Source organism: Burkholderia sp. BCC1047 (assembly GCF_902833155.1).
Lineage (GTDB): Bacteria > Pseudomonadota > Gammaproteobacteria > Burkholderiales > Burkholderiaceae > Burkholderia > Burkholderia sola.
Window position 1 is genome coordinate 233425 of the sequence record NZ_CADFEH010000005.1, and the last position, 15854, is coordinate 249278.

At 64.7% G+C, this 15854-nt stretch carries 18 protein-coding genes; 2 read left to right on the plus strand and 16 right to left on the minus strand.

Translation table 11 applies throughout. The annotated features are described in order from the left end of the window. Nucleotides 1-111 precede the first annotated feature (111 nt). Nucleotides 112-1035: a LysR substrate-binding domain-containing protein gene (locus HWX55_RS08465; protein ID WP_175975280.1), complete on the plus strand. Its 924-nt coding sequence runs from the start codon at nucleotides 112-114 to the stop codon at nucleotides 1033-1035. Between the two features lie 65 nt (nucleotides 1036-1100). Here the strand turns inward: HWX55_RS08465 and argE are convergent, their stop codons facing one another. The 8 genes from argE to HWX55_RS08505 form a co-directional block, all read right to left on the minus strand. Next, nucleotides 1101-2264 carry an acetylornithine deacetylase gene (argE, locus tag HWX55_RS08470; protein WP_175975281.1) on the minus strand — a complete coding sequence of 388 codons (1164 nt, stop codon included), beginning with the start codon at nucleotides 2262-2264 and terminating at the stop codon, nucleotides 1101-1103. Then, nucleotides 2257-2934 carry a DUF1028 domain-containing protein gene (locus tag HWX55_RS08475; RefSeq protein WP_175975282.1) on the minus strand — a complete coding sequence of 226 codons (678 nt, stop codon included), beginning with the start codon at nucleotides 2932-2934 and terminating at the stop codon, nucleotides 2257-2259. Before HWX55_RS08475 ends, argE begins: the two co-directional genes overlap by 8 nt. Beyond that, on the minus strand, nucleotides 2931-3380 hold the full coding sequence (locus tag HWX55_RS08480; RefSeq protein WP_175975283.1) for a RidA family protein: 450 nt from the start codon (nucleotides 3378-3380) through the stop codon (nucleotides 2931-2933). The genes HWX55_RS08475 and HWX55_RS08480 overlap by 4 nt, the downstream gene beginning before the upstream one ends. 69 nt (nucleotides 3381-3449) lie before the next feature. After that, on the minus strand, nucleotides 3450-4772 hold the full coding sequence (locus HWX55_RS08485; RefSeq protein WP_175975284.1) for an NAD(P)/FAD-dependent oxidoreductase: 1323 nt from the start codon (nucleotides 4770-4772) through the stop codon (nucleotides 3450-3452). Nucleotides 4773-4958: 186 nt separating this feature from the next. Then, on the minus strand, nucleotides 4959-5405 hold the full coding sequence (locus HWX55_RS08490; protein WP_175975285.1) for a hypothetical protein: 447 nt from the start codon (nucleotides 5403-5405) through the stop codon (nucleotides 4959-4961). A 233-nt stretch (nucleotides 5406-5638) separates the two neighbouring features. Continuing rightward, nucleotides 5639-6244: a hypothetical protein gene (locus HWX55_RS08495; protein WP_244140526.1), complete on the minus strand. Its 606-nt coding sequence runs from the start codon at nucleotides 6242-6244 to the stop codon at nucleotides 5639-5641. 35 nt (nucleotides 6245-6279) lie between these two features. Then, entirely contained in the window at nucleotides 6280-6573 is a 294-nt protein-coding gene (locus HWX55_RS08500; protein ID WP_050014033.1) for a RebB family R body protein, read from the minus strand. Between the two features lie 114 nt (nucleotides 6574-6687). Next, nucleotides 6688-7245: a sigma-70 family RNA polymerase sigma factor gene (locus HWX55_RS08505; protein ID WP_069619138.1), complete on the minus strand. Its 558-nt coding sequence runs from the start codon at nucleotides 7243-7245 to the stop codon at nucleotides 6688-6690. Nucleotides 7246-7500: 255 nt separating this feature from the next. Between HWX55_RS08505 and HWX55_RS08510 the strand changes: the two genes are divergently transcribed. Next, on the plus strand, nucleotides 7501-8331 hold the full coding sequence (locus HWX55_RS08510) for a Crp/Fnr family transcriptional regulator (protein ID WP_244140527.1): 831 nt from the start codon (nucleotides 7501-7503) through the stop codon (nucleotides 8329-8331). 85 nt (nucleotides 8332-8416) lie between these two features. On the opposite strand, the gene HWX55_RS08515 is transcribed toward HWX55_RS08510, so the two are convergent. From HWX55_RS08515 to HWX55_RS08550, 8 genes are all read right to left on the minus strand, one after another. After that, complete coding sequence (locus HWX55_RS08515) at nucleotides 8417-8740, minus strand: RebB family R body protein (RefSeq protein WP_175975287.1); 324 nt, start codon at nucleotides 8738-8740, stop codon at nucleotides 8417-8419. Between the two features lie 172 nt (nucleotides 8741-8912). Continuing rightward, a complete protein-coding gene (locus tag HWX55_RS08520; protein WP_175929862.1) occupies nucleotides 8913-9275 on the minus strand; it encodes a RebB family R body protein in 363 nt (120 codons plus the stop codon). Between the two features lie 190 nt (nucleotides 9276-9465). Further along, a complete protein-coding gene (locus HWX55_RS08525; protein WP_175975288.1) occupies nucleotides 9466-9798 on the minus strand; it encodes a RebB family R body protein in 333 nt (110 codons plus the stop codon). Nucleotides 9799-9877: 79 nt separating this feature from the next. Further along, nucleotides 9878-10519, minus strand: a complete 642-nt coding sequence (locus tag HWX55_RS08530; protein WP_175975289.1) for a hypothetical protein — start codon at nucleotides 10517-10519, stop codon at nucleotides 9878-9880. 762 nt (nucleotides 10520-11281) lie between these two features. Further along, a complete protein-coding gene (locus tag HWX55_RS08535; RefSeq protein WP_175975290.1) occupies nucleotides 11282-11785 on the minus strand; it encodes a pentapeptide repeat-containing protein in 504 nt (167 codons plus the stop codon). Further along, nucleotides 11782-12087 (minus strand): hypothetical protein, encoded by a 306-nt coding sequence (locus HWX55_RS08540; protein WP_175975291.1) that lies wholly within the window; start codon nucleotides 12085-12087, stop codon nucleotides 11782-11784. The genes HWX55_RS08535 and HWX55_RS08540 overlap by 4 nt, the downstream gene beginning before the upstream one ends. A 10-nt stretch (nucleotides 12088-12097) precedes the next feature. After that, a complete protein-coding gene (locus HWX55_RS08545; protein WP_175975292.1) occupies nucleotides 12098-13660 on the minus strand; it encodes a DUF6396 domain-containing protein in 1563 nt (520 codons plus the stop codon). A gap of 109 nt (nucleotides 13661-13769) precedes the next feature. Beyond that, the gene (locus HWX55_RS08550) at nucleotides 13770-15851 is read right to left on the minus strand and encodes a phospholipase D-like domain-containing protein (RefSeq protein ID WP_175975293.1); all 2082 of its coding nucleotides are present in this window, start codon (nucleotides 15849-15851) and stop codon (nucleotides 13770-13772) included. Nucleotides 15852-15854: the final 3 nt, after the last annotated feature.

Here is a 15854-nt window from a genome sequence, read left to right on the forward strand (position 1 = left end):
GCAGCGGAAATTTCGGCGCCGATCGACTTCAGGTAAGGTGCCAGGGTCTGTTTTCCCATGGAACGCGCATGCGCCCGCGGCGGCACGCCGGGGCAGGTATCAGAGGTGCTTGTGGCTCACTACACTTTGCGGCAACTGAAATACTTCATCACGACGGTCGAATCCGGCAGCGTCGCCGAGGCATCGCGTCAGCTCTTCATCGCGCAGCCGTCGATTTCCAGCGCGATCAAGGGGCTGGAAGAGAGCTTCGGCGTGAAGCTGTTCATTCGCCACCACGCGCAGGGCGTGTCGCTGACGCCGAGCGGCACGCGCTTCTACCGGAAAGCGCAGGAACTGCTGCGCATCGCGCACGAGTTCGAACAGAACGCGCTCGCCGACAACGACGTGATCGCCGGGCAGATCGACATCGGCTGCTTCGAGACGGTCGCGCCGCTCTATCTGCCGCAACTGATCGCGGGTTTTCGCGAGCGTTACCCGGGCGTGAACATCCGGCTGCGCGACGGCGACCAGCAGGAACTCGTGCAGGGGCTGACGTCCGGCACGTTCGATCTCGCGCTGATGTACGACCACGATCTCGACGGCACGATCGAAACCGAGCCGCTGATGCCGCCGCATCAGCCGTACGTGCTGTTACCCGAAAACCACCGGTTCGCGAGCCAGACGCACGTGTCGCTGCGAGACCTGTGCGTCGAGCCGATGATCCTGCTCGACGTGCAGCCGAGCCGCACGTATTTCGTCAGCCTGTTTCATGAACTCGGGCTCACGCCGAACATCGTGTTCGGCTCGCCGTCGATCGAGATGGTGCGCGGGATGGTCGGCCAGGGCTTCGGGTTCTCGCTGCTCGTCACGCGCCCGCATTCCGACTATACGTACGACGGCCAGCGCGTCGTGACGATATCCCTCAGCGAAACGGTCAGCCCGTCGGGGCTCGTGAGCGCGCGGCTGAAGCGCGGTCAGCTCACGAAGCAGGCGCAGTCGTTCGTCGATTTCTGCCGCGAGCGGCTTGCGCAGATCGTCGCCGACGCGGCGCGATGAGATCGCGATAGAGAACGGAAAACGCACGCGCCGCCGGGTGCGGAGCGTGCGTGTCGGCCGCCCGCTCAGGCGGCGGAAGCGAGATACTCGGCTAGACGACCCAGCATCGCGTCGCATCCGTGCAGTTGTTCGAGCGTGACGAACTCGTCGGGCTTGTGCCCCTGGTCCATGCTGCCGGGCCCGCACACGACGGTCGGAATGCCGACCTGCCCGAACAGTCCGCCCTCGGTGCCGAACGCCACCGTGTCGAACGCGTCGGACCCGCTCAGCCACGCGAGCAGCCGCGCGGCCTCGCTGTCCGGCGCGGTCGCCAGCCCCGGATACGCGCCGAGTGGTTTCAGTTGAATGTCGGTATCGGGCTGCACCGCGCGCATCCGCGGCAACAGTTCGGATTCCGCATAGTCCTGCAGCTTTCTCGGCACGTCGTACGCATCGAAATCCGGCAGCGCGCGCACCTCGAAATCGAACTCGCATTCGGCCGGTACGATGTTCAGCGCGCGGCCGCCCTTGATCAAGCCCGTCTGCACGGTCGAGAACGGCGGATCGAAGCGGCTGTCGTGCCGCTCGGGGCGTGCGAGCGCCGCGCCGATCTCGCCGAGCCGGCCGATCAGCTTCGCCGCATAGTCGATCGCGTTGACGCCCGATGGCGCGTACGCCGAGTGACACGCGGCGCCCTTCACATGGCAGCGCATCGCGAGCTTGCCCTTGTGACCGAGCACCGGCTTCAGTTCGGTCGGCTCGCCGATCACGCACAGCCGCGGACGATGTTCGCGCGCGGCCAGTTGTTCAAGCATCGGCCGCACGCCGACGCAACCGACTTCCTCGTCGTACGAGAACGCGAGATGCACGGGCACGCTCAGCGGCCGCGCGACGAACGCCGGCACGGCCGCGAGCACCGATGCGATGAAGCCCTTCATGTCGGCCGTGCCGCGACCGTACAGGCGGCCGTCGCGCTCGGTCAGCCGGAACGGCTCGACCGTCCATGCCTGCCCGTCGACCGGCACCACGTCGGTATGGCCCGACAGCGCGACGCCACCGCGATCGCGCGGGCCGATCGTCGCGTACAGGCTCGCCTTCGTGCATTCCGCGTTGTAGAACAGTTCGCTCTCCACACCGAAACCCGCGAGATAGTTGCGGATGAAACCGATCATCTCGAGGTTCGAATCGCGGCTGACGGTCGCGAAGCCGATCAGCCGTTCGAGCAGCGCGCGGCTCGGCATATCACTCATCGCCCGGTACTCCGTAGCTCGGTGCGGCGGTCGGGTTCAGCGCGCGCGTCTGGTAATCCTGCATCTGCGGCCGATATGCGCGCCACAGCGCATCGAGCTGCCCGATCGGATCGGTATCGGCCCAGTCGACGCGCAGGTCGACGATCGGCCAGGTCACGTCGCCGGCCACCTTCAGCGCGGCCGAATGCACGGGCCCGGCCTCGCCGCCGGCCGCCATCGCCGCGTGCATCGCGGCCAGCAGGCGATCGGCGAGCAGCCCGGGCGCGTGCTCGAAGGCCCGCACCATCGCATCGATCACGGCCGGCGCGGCCAGCAGGTTGCCGGCCGCCACGCATTGCTCGCCCTGCACCGCGTGATGCGTGCCGAGCGCCTCCTTGCCGGTGAAGCATGCGGTCTGCCCCTGCCCGTCGATCGCCGTGACCTGCCGGTACTGGCTCCAGCCGTTCGCGCTCAACGCCCGGTCGAGCGCCGCGGCCGGCGCGAGCTGGTCGTGCTCGATCAGGTCGAGAATCTGCGGCCCAAGCGCCGGCAGCGTGATGTTCTGTGTCGCGACAGCACCGACGCCCGCGCGCACCCACGGGCACCGCGCGCCCACCGCGATGCTCGACGAGCTGATCGCGATCCCGAGTTGCCCCGTCTCCGGGCAGCGTCCGACGATGGAGAACGTCATGTCGCCTCCCGTGCGCGGTTCGGCTGCCAGTTGTCGGGGATCACCGCGATCACGTCGATCTCCATCAGCCACTGCGGCTGGCCGAGCGCGGAAACGACGAGCCCCGTCGAGATCGGATAAACGCCCTTCAGCCACTTGCCGACTTCCTGGTACACGGGTTCGCGATAACGCGGATCGATCAGGTAGGTCGTCGTCTTCACGATATGCGTGATGTCGCTGCCGGCTTCCTCGAGCAACTGCTTGACGTTCTTCATCGCCTGCTCGGCCTGCGCACGCGGATCGCCGAGGCCGATCAGCTTGCCGTCGAAATCGGTGCCGACCTGGCCGCGCACGTAGACGGTGTTGCCGGCCCGCACGGCCTGGCACAGGTCGTTGTCGAGCGTCTGGTTCGGGTAGGTATCCTTCGTGTTGAACATGCGGATACGCGTATGGGTAGGCTGGTTCATCGAGGTCCTTCGAGTGTCGGTGTGGTCGCCCGCCGCGCGGGAAGCGGTCGCGGCGGGGCCGTCAGGTGGTCAGTTCGCCGCTTCGGCGAGCGGGCGCGCGTCCGGCTGCGCCGCTTGCGCGGCCGCGCGGTGCTGCGCCGCATCTTGGTACGCGAGGTACTTGCGCTGCGTGACGATGTGATCGGCGATGTGCTTCGCGTCGTGCCACACGCCCCAGATGAAGCTGGAGCCGCGCCGCGACAGCCACGGCAGCCCGAGGAAATAGATGCCCGGCTCCTTCGACACGCCGCGCTGGTGCTGCGGCTTGCCGTTCGGCGCGAACGCGTCGACGTTCAGCCAGCCGTAGTCGACCGCATAGCCGGTCGCCCAGACGATCGACGTGACGCCCGCGCCGGCGAGATCGAGCGAGAGGATCGGATCCGCGACGCAGTCGGGGTCCGGCAGGATGCGCCGCGCGTCCGGTTCTTCCGGCAGGTCGAGGCCGTTGCGCGCCGCATACGCGTCGGCCGCGTCGAGCAGCGACAGGTAGTTCTCGTCGCCGCGCGCGAGATTGATCGCGAGATCGGGTTCGAACACCGCCACGCCGCCGTCGAACGACTTCGTCAGCCCGACCAGCGTCACGCCCTGATTCGCGAGCGCGCGGAAATCGACCGTATGGCCGCCGCGCGCGCCGCTCACCGCGATCGTCACGTGTTCGCGGCCGGGCGTCGCGACTTCCTTGTCCCATTCGCCGAGCACGCCGAGCCACCAGCAGAAGTCGCGGCCGCGATACGCACGCGGCGGACGATCGTGCGGCCCGACCGACAGATATACCCGCCGGCCCGCGCGCCGCAGCTCGTCGGCGATCTGCACGCCCGACGAACCGGCGCCGACCACCAGCACCGCTCCTGCCGGGAGCTGGCCCGGGTTGCGATAGTCGGCGGAATGGATCTGCACGACGCGCGCGTCGTCCGGCGCGATCGGCGGAATAACCGGGCGCTGGAACGGGCCCGTCGCGACCACCACGCGGTTCGCCTCGATCGTGCCGTCGGACGTCTCGACGACGAAGCCCGGCTTGCCCGTGTTGCGCACGACGTGCTTCACTTCGACGCCGGTGCGGATCGGCGCGTCGAACTTGCGCGCATACGCTTCGAAGTAGTCCGCGACCTGGTCCTTCGTTGCGAACGCATCGGGATCAAGTCCGTCGAATTCGAGGCCGGGGAAACGGTCGTGCCACGCAGGGCCGTTCGCGACCAGCGAATCCCAGCGCCCGGTGCGCCAGCGTTCGGCGATGCGGCTGCGCTCCAGCACGAGATGGGGCACGCCCAGCTTGCCCAGGTGCTCGCTCATCGCCACGCCGGCCTGCCCGGCGCCCACGACGAGCGTATCGATCGAGGTTGTTTCGACTGCCACGGCTGCCTCCTTCGGAAGTGCGGCTCATGCGACGCTTGTGTCGTCGCGTGAGCTGGAATGGAGACATTCTGCTGACAGGCCGCGTGGCGCGAAACGAGGTTTTTTGTTGGCGTTGACGAACAAAAAGCTGGGACGGGGCCGGCGCCCGCGCGCATCGCGGGCACCGGTTTCGACGGATCGTGCCGGCTACACGTTGGTCCACGCGGCGGTGCCCTTCTGATACTGCATCACGCCGCCGTCGAGCCGCACCCGCAGGTTTCCGTCGGGCACCTGCACCCAGTTGGTCATGCCGAGGCTCATCATCAGCGCGACGAAGAAATCCTGCACCTCTGGCGACACGTTGGCCTGCCAGAGGTCGATGCGCCCGAGGCACGCACGCATGTTGCCGCTCTGCTGCATGATCGTCTCGACCTGTCCGGCGACATCCGCCGCCGTGTCGTAGACCTTCGTGCCGCCGTCGCCGACGATCGACAGATGGATGCCGCGCACCAACGTCGGCTGGCCCGGCGTCTGCTCGACGAGCGCGATGCAGCTCGTCATCGCGCCGAAATCGATTTCCGTCGCATCGCCCCATTTGCGCTCGCCAACCCGCAGCGGCGCGGCACCGTGTGCGTTCTGAATGATGTAAGACATGGGTTCCTCACATGATTGGACTGGACTGCCGGTAGCAGGCGCGACGCGTTCGACCACGAACGTGCATCGCGCCCGCCGCTCACATCCCGCATCGGGCCTGACGGCCCGGCGGGTCGTGTCGATGAAGACTGTTTCGCCCGCTGCACGCGTGGCCCGCGATTGCGCCGCGGTTCTCGACGCATGATCGCCCGCGACGTTCCTGTCGACGCCGCGCCCGACGTGCGTGACGTGTCTTAGGCGCCCTTCTTGTCGAGCAGCGCCTGATACTTCTGCAGGCTCTCGTCGATCCGGTCGAGCGCGACGCTCGCGGCCTCCCCTTCGATCGCCTCCGCGGCGCCCGCGACGACCGCCGCGGTCGCGACGAACAGGTCCGTCAACAGCAGGCCCACCGCATCCATCGCCATGCCTTTCACGTCCTCGTCGATGGTCTTCTGCGCGAGGTCCTTCATCAGCACGCTCTTGCCCGCGATCGCCAGCGACGTCGACGCCTCGAAGTAGTTGGCCGCCGCCTGCGCGACCATGCCGCCGGCCTGCGTGATCATCATGTTCGGACCGACGGATATCTGCGTCGTCGCGTAGGACGCCGCCTCCGCGTTGATCGCCTGCACCGTCTTCAACGCCGACGGGGCGGCGCCGGTCACGCCCGCGATCTGGTCCGGCGCCTTCAGCGCGTCGGTGAACCTGCGCAACCGGTTGACCGGCCACGCGCGCTTGCGGGCTGTCGACGTCGCGTCGTGCGGCGTGACTTCGTCCCGCGCCGCAGCTTCGGCCGCGGCGTCCGCGACGTCGTCCGGTGCTTGCGTCGCGCCTTCTCCGCGTCCATCCAAAAGACCTTTCATGTTCATGGTTCAGGTGTCCCGATAGTCGTCGTGTCCTAGTGCGTGGAACCCGTCGGCGACCCGCCCGCCGCGGGCAGCGACGCGCCGCCCGATGCCGGCTTCGGCGATGCCTCGACGGACAGGATCATCGCCACGGCCTTCGACACGACGGCGTTCGAAATCTGGTTCAACGCCGCCTGCTGCTGGGTCATGTTCTGCGCCGAGATGCCGACGGCCTGGCTGAACATCTGGTAAAGCATGCCCAGCGCCTGGGCCGGCGATCCCGCGACGACGTTGACGTTGGTCTGCGTCAGCGCATCGGTAATCTGCTCATTGACTTTGTCTGCCACGAGGCCTCCTCGGATCTCGGCTCCGGCATGCGATTGAAGGAACGGGCGGGCCGGCAGGCCATCGACCCCGCGCATGCCGTTAGGAACGCTGCGTGCCGGCATTCGTGAACGCGCTCACGCGAGTTCCTCGCGCAACTTCTTGCGCAGCAGCTCGACGCGCTTTCTGGCCAGCGGCTCGTTGATCCCGAGCGTCGCGGCGATGTGGAAATACGGCCGGTCTTCCTCGAACTTCAGCGTGAACAGCATCTGCTGCTGCGGCGAGAGCACCGACAGCGCCTGCTCGAGACGCAGCAGCTGTTGCCGCAGCAGCAGTTGCTGCTCGACCGACGGCGCGTGGCCGGCCAGCTCGACGGCGTGATCGTCGTCCCACGCCGGGTCGAATTCGAGCATGCCGCTTTCGCGCAGGCGGCGGCGCGCGCCATCGAGGAACGCGTGATTCAGCGCGAGGAAGAGGAAACCCGTCAGGTTCCGGACGCGCTCGGGCGAGCGCTGCAGGTAAATGTGGACCTTGAGTGCGGTATCGGAAAGCAGTTCGTCGGCGCGGTGAACATCACCCTTGCACAACAGGCGCGCGCGGCGCCGCAATTTCCCCTGCATTTCCCGCCACGTGCGGTCGAGCTGCTGCGCCGGAGACTCGGGCGTCGGGGCAGCGTGCTGGTTCGAGGTTGTCATCCCGTGTCTTCCTTTTTTATGGAAAACACAGAATCGATTCGATGCCGGGAATGGCGCTGTTACCCGTGTAACACCGATATAACGATAATCGGTTTCGGTAAATTTTCTTGATTATTATGCACGGAAATATTAATTCACCGGCATAGCCCGATCCGTCGTTTCAGGTGCGCCGCCGGGCCTGACTGAATAACGGCATTGCGATGAAAAAGAACGATTACCGCCGCGATGCGTCCGTGCGCCGGCAGGCTGCTTTCGATGTCGGTCGATCAAGCGCACTTGCCGCCAAAGTGTCGCCTTGTCCGGACCGCTTGCCCACTATTTCAATACTTTCATTATTCATTTTTCACGCAATGCCGAAGGCAGCGTTTTTCGCTAGGTGGCCGCATCGTCCAACAACCTCGCGCGGAAAACATGCCTGCCCTCGCTAACGCTCAAACGCTGCGCAATATCCCGATACTCGCCGGTCTGCCGGAGAGCCTGCTCGCGCACATCGAGCGGCATGTCACGTCCTGGCCCGAACACGGCAATCGCCTGTTGTTCTTCAAGGGCGATCCGGGGGATTTCGTCGCGTTCGTGCACCGCGGCCGCGTGTACAAGACGCTGCACGAGCCAGGCGGGCGCGAGATCATTCTCGGCCACGCGATGCCGGGCGAACTCATCGGTGAAAACACGCTGATTCTCGCGCACCGACGCAGCTTCACCGCCCAGTTGAGCGCCGACTGCCGCATTTCGCTGCTGCATCGCCAGCACTTCGCGCCGCTGCAGGCCAACGCGGAATTCATGGCGCGCATCCACGAGCAGCTGTGCCGGCACATTCATCAGCTGAGCGACTTCGTCGAGTCGGCGTGCCTGTACCGGCTCGAAGCACGACTCGCGCGCCATCTGCTGAACCGCATGCAAGGAAACGATCTCGAGGTGCCACTGCCGGAGAGCCAGAGCATTCTCGCCGCGATGCTCAACGTCAGCCGGCCGCGACTGAACAGCAGCCTGCAGAAGATGCAGCGCGACGGCCTGATCCGGCTACACGAACACGGCGTCACGATTCGGAAACCGGAGCAACTCCGGACCATCGTCGACGCCAATTGACGCCCGTTCCGGCAAGCGCATGCGCGATGCGGCGCCGCCGTGCGGACAGGTCGAGCGCGCCGCGTTGCGCGGCGCGCGGTGAAGGTCAGCCGCGCCCGTGACCGAGGGCGTTCATCAACTGCGCGACGGCGGCCAGTTGCGAGACGAAGCTGTCGTTCGCCGACCGCGCCGCGCTGGCCTGTGCCACCGGTGAGCCCGCATAAAGTTGCATAATGCCGACGGTCGTGGCCGCGAGGTTGGACGCCGCCTGGTTCGCCTGCATCTGCACCGCGTTGTGAAGCAGGACCGCGGACGCGTGGCTGTTCGATTGCATGAGCGTGCCCAAGGCCACGGCGGGCGCTTCGCCTACCACCTTGACGTTGGCTTGCGTGACTGCATCGGTCATCGCAGGGGAAACCTGTTCCGGCATGTCGTTGCTCCTGATTGGCTCGCCGCTGCGGCGCGGTCGCGGCGAAAGCATGAATGGGTCGGTCGGCGCCGTCGATACCGGCAGGACGTCCGCCGTCACGGGCGTCGACACGACGTCGGGCGCCGGGCGACAGCCACCGCGATCGGGGCCGCCGCCCGGCGCCGACGCCGGGTTACGCGGTCAGCGCCTTGCCGAGCGCCAGCACGTCGGCCAGCACGGACAGCACGCCGTTCGAGCCGATTTCCGTGGCGGCGGCACCGGCGCTCGCCGGCCCGAGCGTGTACAGCTGCATCGTGCCCACGTTCGTCGAGGTCGGCAGCTGCACCGCGGACTGCGACTGCTGCTGCACGGCGTTCTCGAACAGCACGCTGAGCGAATGGCTCTGGGCCTGGTACAGCGAGCCCGTTGCCATCGCGGGCGCTTCGCCGACCACCTTGACGTTGGTCTGCGTGACCGCGTCGGTGATCGCGGCGTTCACCGCACAGGTCTTACAGGGGTCCTTCGTGTCAAGCGGATCGTTGACGTCGTTTGCCATCGTATTTCTCCTGGTTCGCGAACGGGCACCGCATCGAATCGGCTCTGCCCGCTCTGTCGTTTGCTCCGGAACACCGCGCGGCGCCGTGGGTCAGGCGCCGGCGGTCATGCTGCGAATCCGCGGCGCGGCGGCGGTATCGGCGGCGCGTGCCGCTTGCGCCGCCGCTCGACCACGGTGCTGCGATGACGCCTTACGGCCGCACTGCCTTCGCGATCGCGATCACGTCGGCCAGAATGGAAATGATCCCGTTCGCGCCGATTTCCGTGGCGGCCGCGCCCGCGCTTTCCGGCCCGATCGTGTAGAGCTGCATCGTCCCCACGTTCGTCGACGTTTGCGACTGGATCGCGGCCTGCGACTGCTGCTGCACCGCGTTCTCGAACAGGATGCTGAGCGAATGGCTCTGGGCCTGGTACAGCGAGCCCATCGCCATTGCCGGCGCTTCCGCGACCACCTTGACGTTGACCTGTGTGACCGCATCGGTAATCGCGGGATTGACCTGGCACACTTGACACGTATCAGCCATTTGTTGCTCCTTGGTTCACGTAGTTGAGAGGTCGCACACGGGGCCGGCCGGTTTCGCGTTCGGCCGCATGACCCGCGTGCTACTCCATGGACGCTTGGCCGCGCGTATCGTGAACGGCAGCGGTGGGTTCGGTGGGTTCGACCGGGCCGGCGACGATGCTGCGCAACCGGTCCTCCATCGCGTCGAGCCTGACGGCGAGCCGTTCGGCGAGCCCTTCGGCGAGCGCATCGCCGTATTGCCGGAAGCATGCTTCGATTTCCTGGCGGATCAGGCCCGTCAGTTGTTCGCCGATCATCGTCATCGCCTCGCGGGTGCTGTCCTGGATTCCGGCTGCGCCGGATGCCTGCGCGTCGCCGGCCGGCTCGTTCGCGTCGAGTACGTCCGATACTTTTCGCTGTTCCGACGCGAGCATGCCGAGGGTCGTCTCGTTCTGCGTGTCGATCGTCTGCAGGATGCCGCGCATCTTCTCGTACGCCTTTTGCTGGTTGAGTTGCAGAAAATGCTTGATCTGTTGGCGGGCCTCTTGCCGGGTTTTGAACTGCGGCAAGGGCGCGTTCGCGGTGCTCGCCTGCGTGGCCGGACCGGCAGCGGGCGCCGACGCGTTTCCTTGCCGGCCCGACAGCCGCTCCAGCAGCGCCTGTTCGTCGGCGGGCTCGAGAGGCCGTCCGAGTCGCTTCTCCGCGAGCTGCCGCAGCAGCGGGTCGAGTGCTTCGTTGCTCATGGCTCACACCTCCTCGAGGTTCACGCGCGGCACGGGTACGTGCGGTTCGGGGTTGGATGGACGCCGCGCCACGGCGGCTTGATCGGCGTGCTGCAACGGATATCGCATGGGGTTCTCCGGGAAAGGGATGTGCGACGGCCTTGCCGGAAATTCGGCAGGACTGCTGCAAGGACGAACCGTGCGAGGGGTCTGTGAAGTCGGGCGGGACCGCGTGCGGGCGGTGGGTGTCAGGTGGCCGATGTCGTCAGCGTCCGGGCCGCGCGTGAAAGCGTGCATCCCCGGAGTACACGTTGTTCGAGCGGACGGGCCGCGCACGTACGGTCGCACCCGTCCGCTCGGTGATAGGCCGCTTTATGCGAAATGGTATTTTTCGTCGGTGTCGGCGGGCAAAAAAACTGAGGCAGCTTGGGATAGTGCCCGCCCGCCGCGCATCGCACGATTTGGCGGGACATTTGCGCCCGTATCGGATGTGATTCGGATTCGGGCGAAGCGGAATGGCTGCCTCGCGATGTTCCGCGTCGTCACGCGGTACTTTCGCCCCAAGTACTGCTGTATTCGATGTTCCCCAGTTCGAGGCATGTTTCTCAAGCCGACGCGCACACCACTGCCGCCATCGAGAATGTCACCGTGTTGCGCTCGTGCAGATTTGGCGGAACACCATTTTCTCGGGGCTGCGGTGCGGAACCGAATACGCAATGGGTAACCGTCGCGAATCCACTCGCCACTACGTCGACGAAACCCCGCAACGGTGGCGGTCTCGACTCAATTCCCGCCGTTGATTTCCGTATCCTCGAACGCCAGATGCTCGAAATAGCTTCCGGTGAAGTCGACGTCGAGTCCCTTGAGGCCGTGAGCTTCAACCGTCGTGCCGGTACAGTCCAGCACCTGCACCGAATGCCATGTGTTGCCGTCGAACTGGACGCCGTTCCACCTGCATCCGAGAAATTTCACGCCGTTGAAAGTGCTGCCCTGAAAAGCGGCGTCATTGAAGCTGCAATCCACGAATGTGCACCCGGAAATCGCAATCTCTGCAAAATCGCAACCGGTAAACGTGCAGGCCGAGAACCGGCAACCCGTCCAGCCGGCCTGCCGGAATGACGTTCCGGCGAAGCTGCTACCGCTGAAACTGCTACCGGCAAATTGCGCGAGACCCAGATCGAGGCCGGCATAGGCCGAGCTGTCTGCCTGACCGGACAGTCCTGCGGGCATGCCGCCCGCGCCCTTGCGCCACTGATCGTGCTTGTAGATGATGTCAGCACTGCTCATCGGTCTGCGTCCCGGTGCGCGGGAGCAGCCGGATCGCGCTCATCCTCGCCCGAAGGCTGTTCATCACCATCGTCGCGCTCGGATGTTGCCGAACCTCGGCTGGCGAACCATGCGACCAGGCCACCCAACGCAAGCAGCGGACCGAGAAACAGGAAATTCTCGATCGCGAAATCGCTTACATCGTGTGAACCGTAGCTACCTCCGCTGATCTGCGCCACGGCCCCCATTGTTGCAACCGCTCCCCAGGCAGCCAGGATTATCCCTCCGACACACACCGTCGCGGCAATCGTCGATTTACGCATCTCTGCTCCGTCAAGCGTTCTCGGAAGGGTTGCCGACGCTGACCTGAGGCAGCTTCGCGAATCCCGGGTGATTGGCTTCGTTCCACCACGTCCACGTCACGTCCGCCGGCGATACGTCCAGATGCATGGCCCGTGGATCGGGGAACGCGTCACCCTGCAATACGTAGGCCTGGCGATACCACTGATTGAACGTGGCCGCCCGAGGATGATCGTCCGCCACCGCGGCCTGCCAGATACCGGTCACCGGGCACGCGCGCATGCCGCGACACCGGATGGCCGGGTCGGGAAATTCAGCGGCGCGCGCAATGCCCTGCGTCACACGCGGATGCGATTCCACCGATTGCACGGGCATCGGAATCGCATCGCCGACATAGTGGAAGAAGATGCGACCGTCCTCGGGCGCCAGGCCGGGGCGACTCCGATCGAACAGTTCCTCATTCCGGTAATGCATCGGTACCTGAGCCGCATTCCATGCGAAGTGACGTTCGGCGGTCGGATACTTCAATTGTGCGAGCCAGTAACCGCCGGCAGGAGCGGCCGTCGTTTCCGCCTGCGGAGGAACGGCAACCTGTGGCTTCTCCGGCAGCATGTAGCCATCGGGCACGTGCGCGCGGCCAGTACGCAGCGACACGGGGTGCGCCGCGGGTTTGACCGGCGACACCGGCACGGACATCACTGCTTTCGCCGCGTCGATCAACGTCTCCTTGTTGCCGTCCCACTTGGGCAGCTTGGCGGGCGGCAGCGGCACGACCTTGTCCAGATTCGGCAGACGCAGGTCGGGGTCGCGCTCGAGGCGGTCGGCAAGGACACTGTAGCGCTCGGCGCGGGCTTCATCCTTGATATGGCCGACCAAGGCGTCCCCCTTGCCAAACGACGCACTCAGCCACCCCGCGCTCTCGGCGCTGCCGAATTTCACGCCCGCATGCAACGTCTTCAGTGCGCGTTCGTTGTTCTCGCTCAACTCGGCTCGATCACCCGCAATAGTCGTTCCCAACTGATATGCAGCAGATCCGTTGCCCTGCGCGACCGCACATTCAAGCATCTGGAGCGCGATCTTGCGGTTACCCCAGAAGCCAGCCTTCGGGTCGTCATAGAGCGCGTCCATCTTGCCACCCAAATACGCCATCGCACTCGGGCTGCCCATATCGGCGGCCAGTTGCCAAAATGCATAGGCGCGGCTGGCATCCTGCTTAACGCCCATCCCGTTCATGTGGTATGTGCCCATCAGATCATAGGCTGCCGGAATACCCAGTTTCATCGCCTGTTCGGTAATCTGGACGGCATGTTCCGAATCACGTTCCACACCTTGCCCCTGCGCGTACGCATTCGCCAGATTCAGCATGGCTTTCCAGTGCTTGCGCTCAGCCGCCTTCGTCCACAAATCGACGGCGCCCTTGTAATCGCGCTGGTTCGGCCATAACAGCGAACTGGTCAGCGCCATTGCCTGCTGATTCCAGCGATCGGCCTCTGGATCGACCGGGGGAATCACGTCAACCTCGTGCTTGCACTCGAATGCTGTGCGATGCGGGTCGAAGGCGGTCAACGACATGTTGCGAGGAAGAGAATCGTTCATTGAGCAGGCGGCACATGCAAGGAACAGGAAAGCACAAACTAACCGGGCGAAGCCGATACGGTTGGCGAGAGTCGAACGCAATTGATTTAGCACGATTTAGGAAGCCTACTCAGGATAAGCGAATGCCTGTCACACGCTCATCATGGAACGGATGCAGGAAGCCGGTTGGCGCGTCCCCCTTCTTTCGGGCGAGCTCGTTGGCCCGCAGCAATTGCACCCAGTTGCGGAATGCCTTCGACATGGCCTGTGGAGTCAGCGAAGACGGATTGCAATCCGCTGCATTTCCAGTGTGAAGCTTCCACACCCGTTTGCGCAAATCTTCGCTTTTCGCACGGTCGTCGGTTCCCACGTTGATCTCGGCATCTACCGCCATGCTCCGCAAATTCAGATTGGCGCTGCCCAACGTGAAGAAACTGTCGTCGATCATCAGCAATTTACTGTGAATGTAGATCTCCCTGTACCGAGCCGCGAATGATTGTGCCGGCAACGGCAGCATCGGCGCCAAGTCCGGGTCGGGCAGTTCGCCTTTGGCTTGCTGCTTTTTTACGTAGTCATCCCAGCGCGCCTGTTTCTTCTCCGTCTCGGTATTCAGCTTGGAACTGCGCCAATTGTAGTCAAAGGACCATAGGCTACCGACCAGCGCACGAATGCCCATCTGATCCAGCGATTTCGTCAGCGACGCCTTGTCACCGAGGTCCTTGGCGCTTTGCGCCGCAGGCGACAGCGGAGCAGGATAATAGTCGGGGTCGATCCTTGCGCTGCTCTCTTTCTGCCGCTTGACGTAGGCGTCCCAGGTCGCCTGTTGCTGCCGGTTGCGCGCGAGTTCGTCTTCGACCGCCTTGTCCTGATTGGGCATCGAGGTGCCATAGCCGAGCACTTTGACCGTGTCGTGCGTGCGCGGCACCATCTGTATCCGCTCGGGCGTGGGGATGACGGCCATCACGTGCAGATTTGGTATGTCGGCCGGACTCTTTCCGGCCGCCTGACTGCGCGACAGAAACTCGGTTCGCAATTCCTTCAGCTTCGTCGGCCACTCGGTATATTGGAAATACTGGTTTTCGATATAGATATAGCTGCGCGCAAACGATGTCGCCTGGATATACAACGCCTTGACGGATTTGTCCTTTTCTTCGGGCTGCGTACGGACGATTTGCGCACGCTGGCACGGCGTGCCGAGATTCTGCGTCAAGCCGGGGGGCACCTTTTTGAAATCGTGTGTCCGTGCCAGGTTCGCTCCGCGGCCTTTGGCCCGGTTCCATGCATCGGCGAAGTTTTTGCTCACCGCCACCAGAGCTTCGCCCCGAATCCGGCTCGCGTAGTCCTGATAAGGCTTCAATCCCGGTTGCGAGTCGTTGGCTCCCTCCCATCCCTCACCGCGACGGGGATCGTGGAAGAGATGCTGCTGCGTATCCCAATAGTCGGTCACGCTGTTCAGCCCCATCACGTAGCCGACGGCGTGTGTACCACCCTCGTGGTCGTAGTCGATCAGGATGGTCTTCTGATGGTCGGTGGCTAATTTCTCCAGGCCGAAATCTTCCAGGTTGTCGCGCTTGCCCGGCTCGTGCGCCAGGCTTTCGTGAACGTCCTTGCTGCTGCCGTCCCGCGTACGGAGCGACAGGTTCGGCAGGCGGCCGGCAAACGCGTCGTCGTACCATCGCGCATTGAAGTCCTCGCGCCGTTCTTGCGGCGTCTGGGGCTGCGGCGCATCGCCCAACTGCACATAGATGCCGCCTGCCTTGCCGACCTCCATGGCCATCTTCTGCTCGTAAGTAAGGCGGCCTCCGCTGTAGCCCGGCATGTTGTTCGAGATGGTACTTCCGATCACGCCATACCACGAAAGCAAGCGAACCTGCACCGGCTTACCGTTGTTGAATTTCCCGGCCGCCACATCGCGCAGCAGCCCGCCCCACGTATCTCCTCGCGGCCAGACCGTGCCCTTGCGGATCAGTTCCATCCCGGGGTCGAAGCCCCAGCAAATGATTTCGACACTATGCTTGGCCGCCTTCAAGTCGGCCGCAATCTGCGTAAACGCGTCCTCGCCGCAAATGAAGACGTCGAGATTGTTCTTTTCATACGGCGGCGCGTAGTAGTCCGCCTGCTTTTCCAGAAACCATTGCGCACTGGCGACCGCCTGACGCTTGTCGACATCGACCGGCGCCTTCGATTTGTTTTGAGTATTGGTATCGGACATCAC

Excerpts from the sequence above, each read along its gene's own strand:
- argE (WP_175975281.1), bottom strand. The coding sequence starts at position 2,264 with ATGAGTGATATGCCGAGCCGCGCGCTGCTCGAACGGCTGATCGGCTTC.
- HWX55_RS08475 (WP_175975282.1), bottom strand. The coding sequence starts at position 2,934 with ATGACGTTCTCCATCGTCGGACGCTGCCCGGAGACGGGGCAACTCGGG.
- HWX55_RS08480 (WP_175975283.1), bottom strand. The coding sequence starts at position 3,380 with ATGAACCAGCCTACCCATACGCGTATCCGCATGTTCAACACGAAGGAT.
- HWX55_RS08490 (WP_175975285.1), bottom strand. The coding sequence starts at position 5,405 with ATGTCTTACATCATTCAGAACGCACACGGTGCCGCGCCGCTGCGGGTT.
- HWX55_RS08495 (WP_244140526.1), bottom strand. The coding sequence starts at position 6,244 with ATGAAAGGTCTTTTGGATGGACGCGGAGAAGGCGCGACGCAAGCACCG.
- HWX55_RS08505 (WP_069619138.1), bottom strand. The coding sequence starts at position 7,245 with ATGACAACCTCGAACCAGCACGCTGCCCCGACGCCCGAGTCTCCGGCG.
- HWX55_RS08510 (WP_244140527.1), top strand. The coding sequence starts at position 7,501 with ATGTCGGTCGATCAAGCGCACTTGCCGCCAAAGTGTCGCCTTGTCCGG.
- HWX55_RS08515 (WP_175975287.1), bottom strand. The coding sequence starts at position 8,740 with ATGCCGGAACAGGTTTCCCCTGCGATGACCGATGCAGTCACGCAAGCC.
- HWX55_RS08520 (WP_175929862.1), bottom strand. The coding sequence starts at position 9,275 with ATGGCAAACGACGTCAACGATCCGCTTGACACGAAGGACCCCTGTAAG.
- HWX55_RS08525 (WP_175975288.1), bottom strand. The coding sequence starts at position 9,798 with ATGGCTGATACGTGTCAAGTGTGCCAGGTCAATCCCGCGATTACCGAT.
- HWX55_RS08530 (WP_175975289.1), bottom strand. The coding sequence starts at position 10,519 with ATGAGCAACGAAGCACTCGACCCGCTGCTGCGGCAGCTCGCGGAGAAG.
- HWX55_RS08535 (WP_175975290.1), bottom strand. The coding sequence starts at position 11,785 with ATGAGCAGTGCTGACATCATCTACAAGCACGATCAGTGGCGCAAGGGC.
- HWX55_RS08540 (WP_175975291.1), bottom strand. The coding sequence starts at position 12,087 with ATGCGTAAATCGACGATTGCCGCGACGGTGTGTGTCGGAGGGATAATC.
- HWX55_RS08545 (WP_175975292.1), bottom strand. The coding sequence starts at position 13,660 with ATGAACGATTCTCTTCCTCGCAACATGTCGTTGACCGCCTTCGACCCG.
- HWX55_RS08550 (WP_175975293.1), bottom strand. The coding sequence starts at position 15,851 with ATGTCCGATACCAATACTCAAAACAAATCGAAGGCGCCGGTCGATGTC.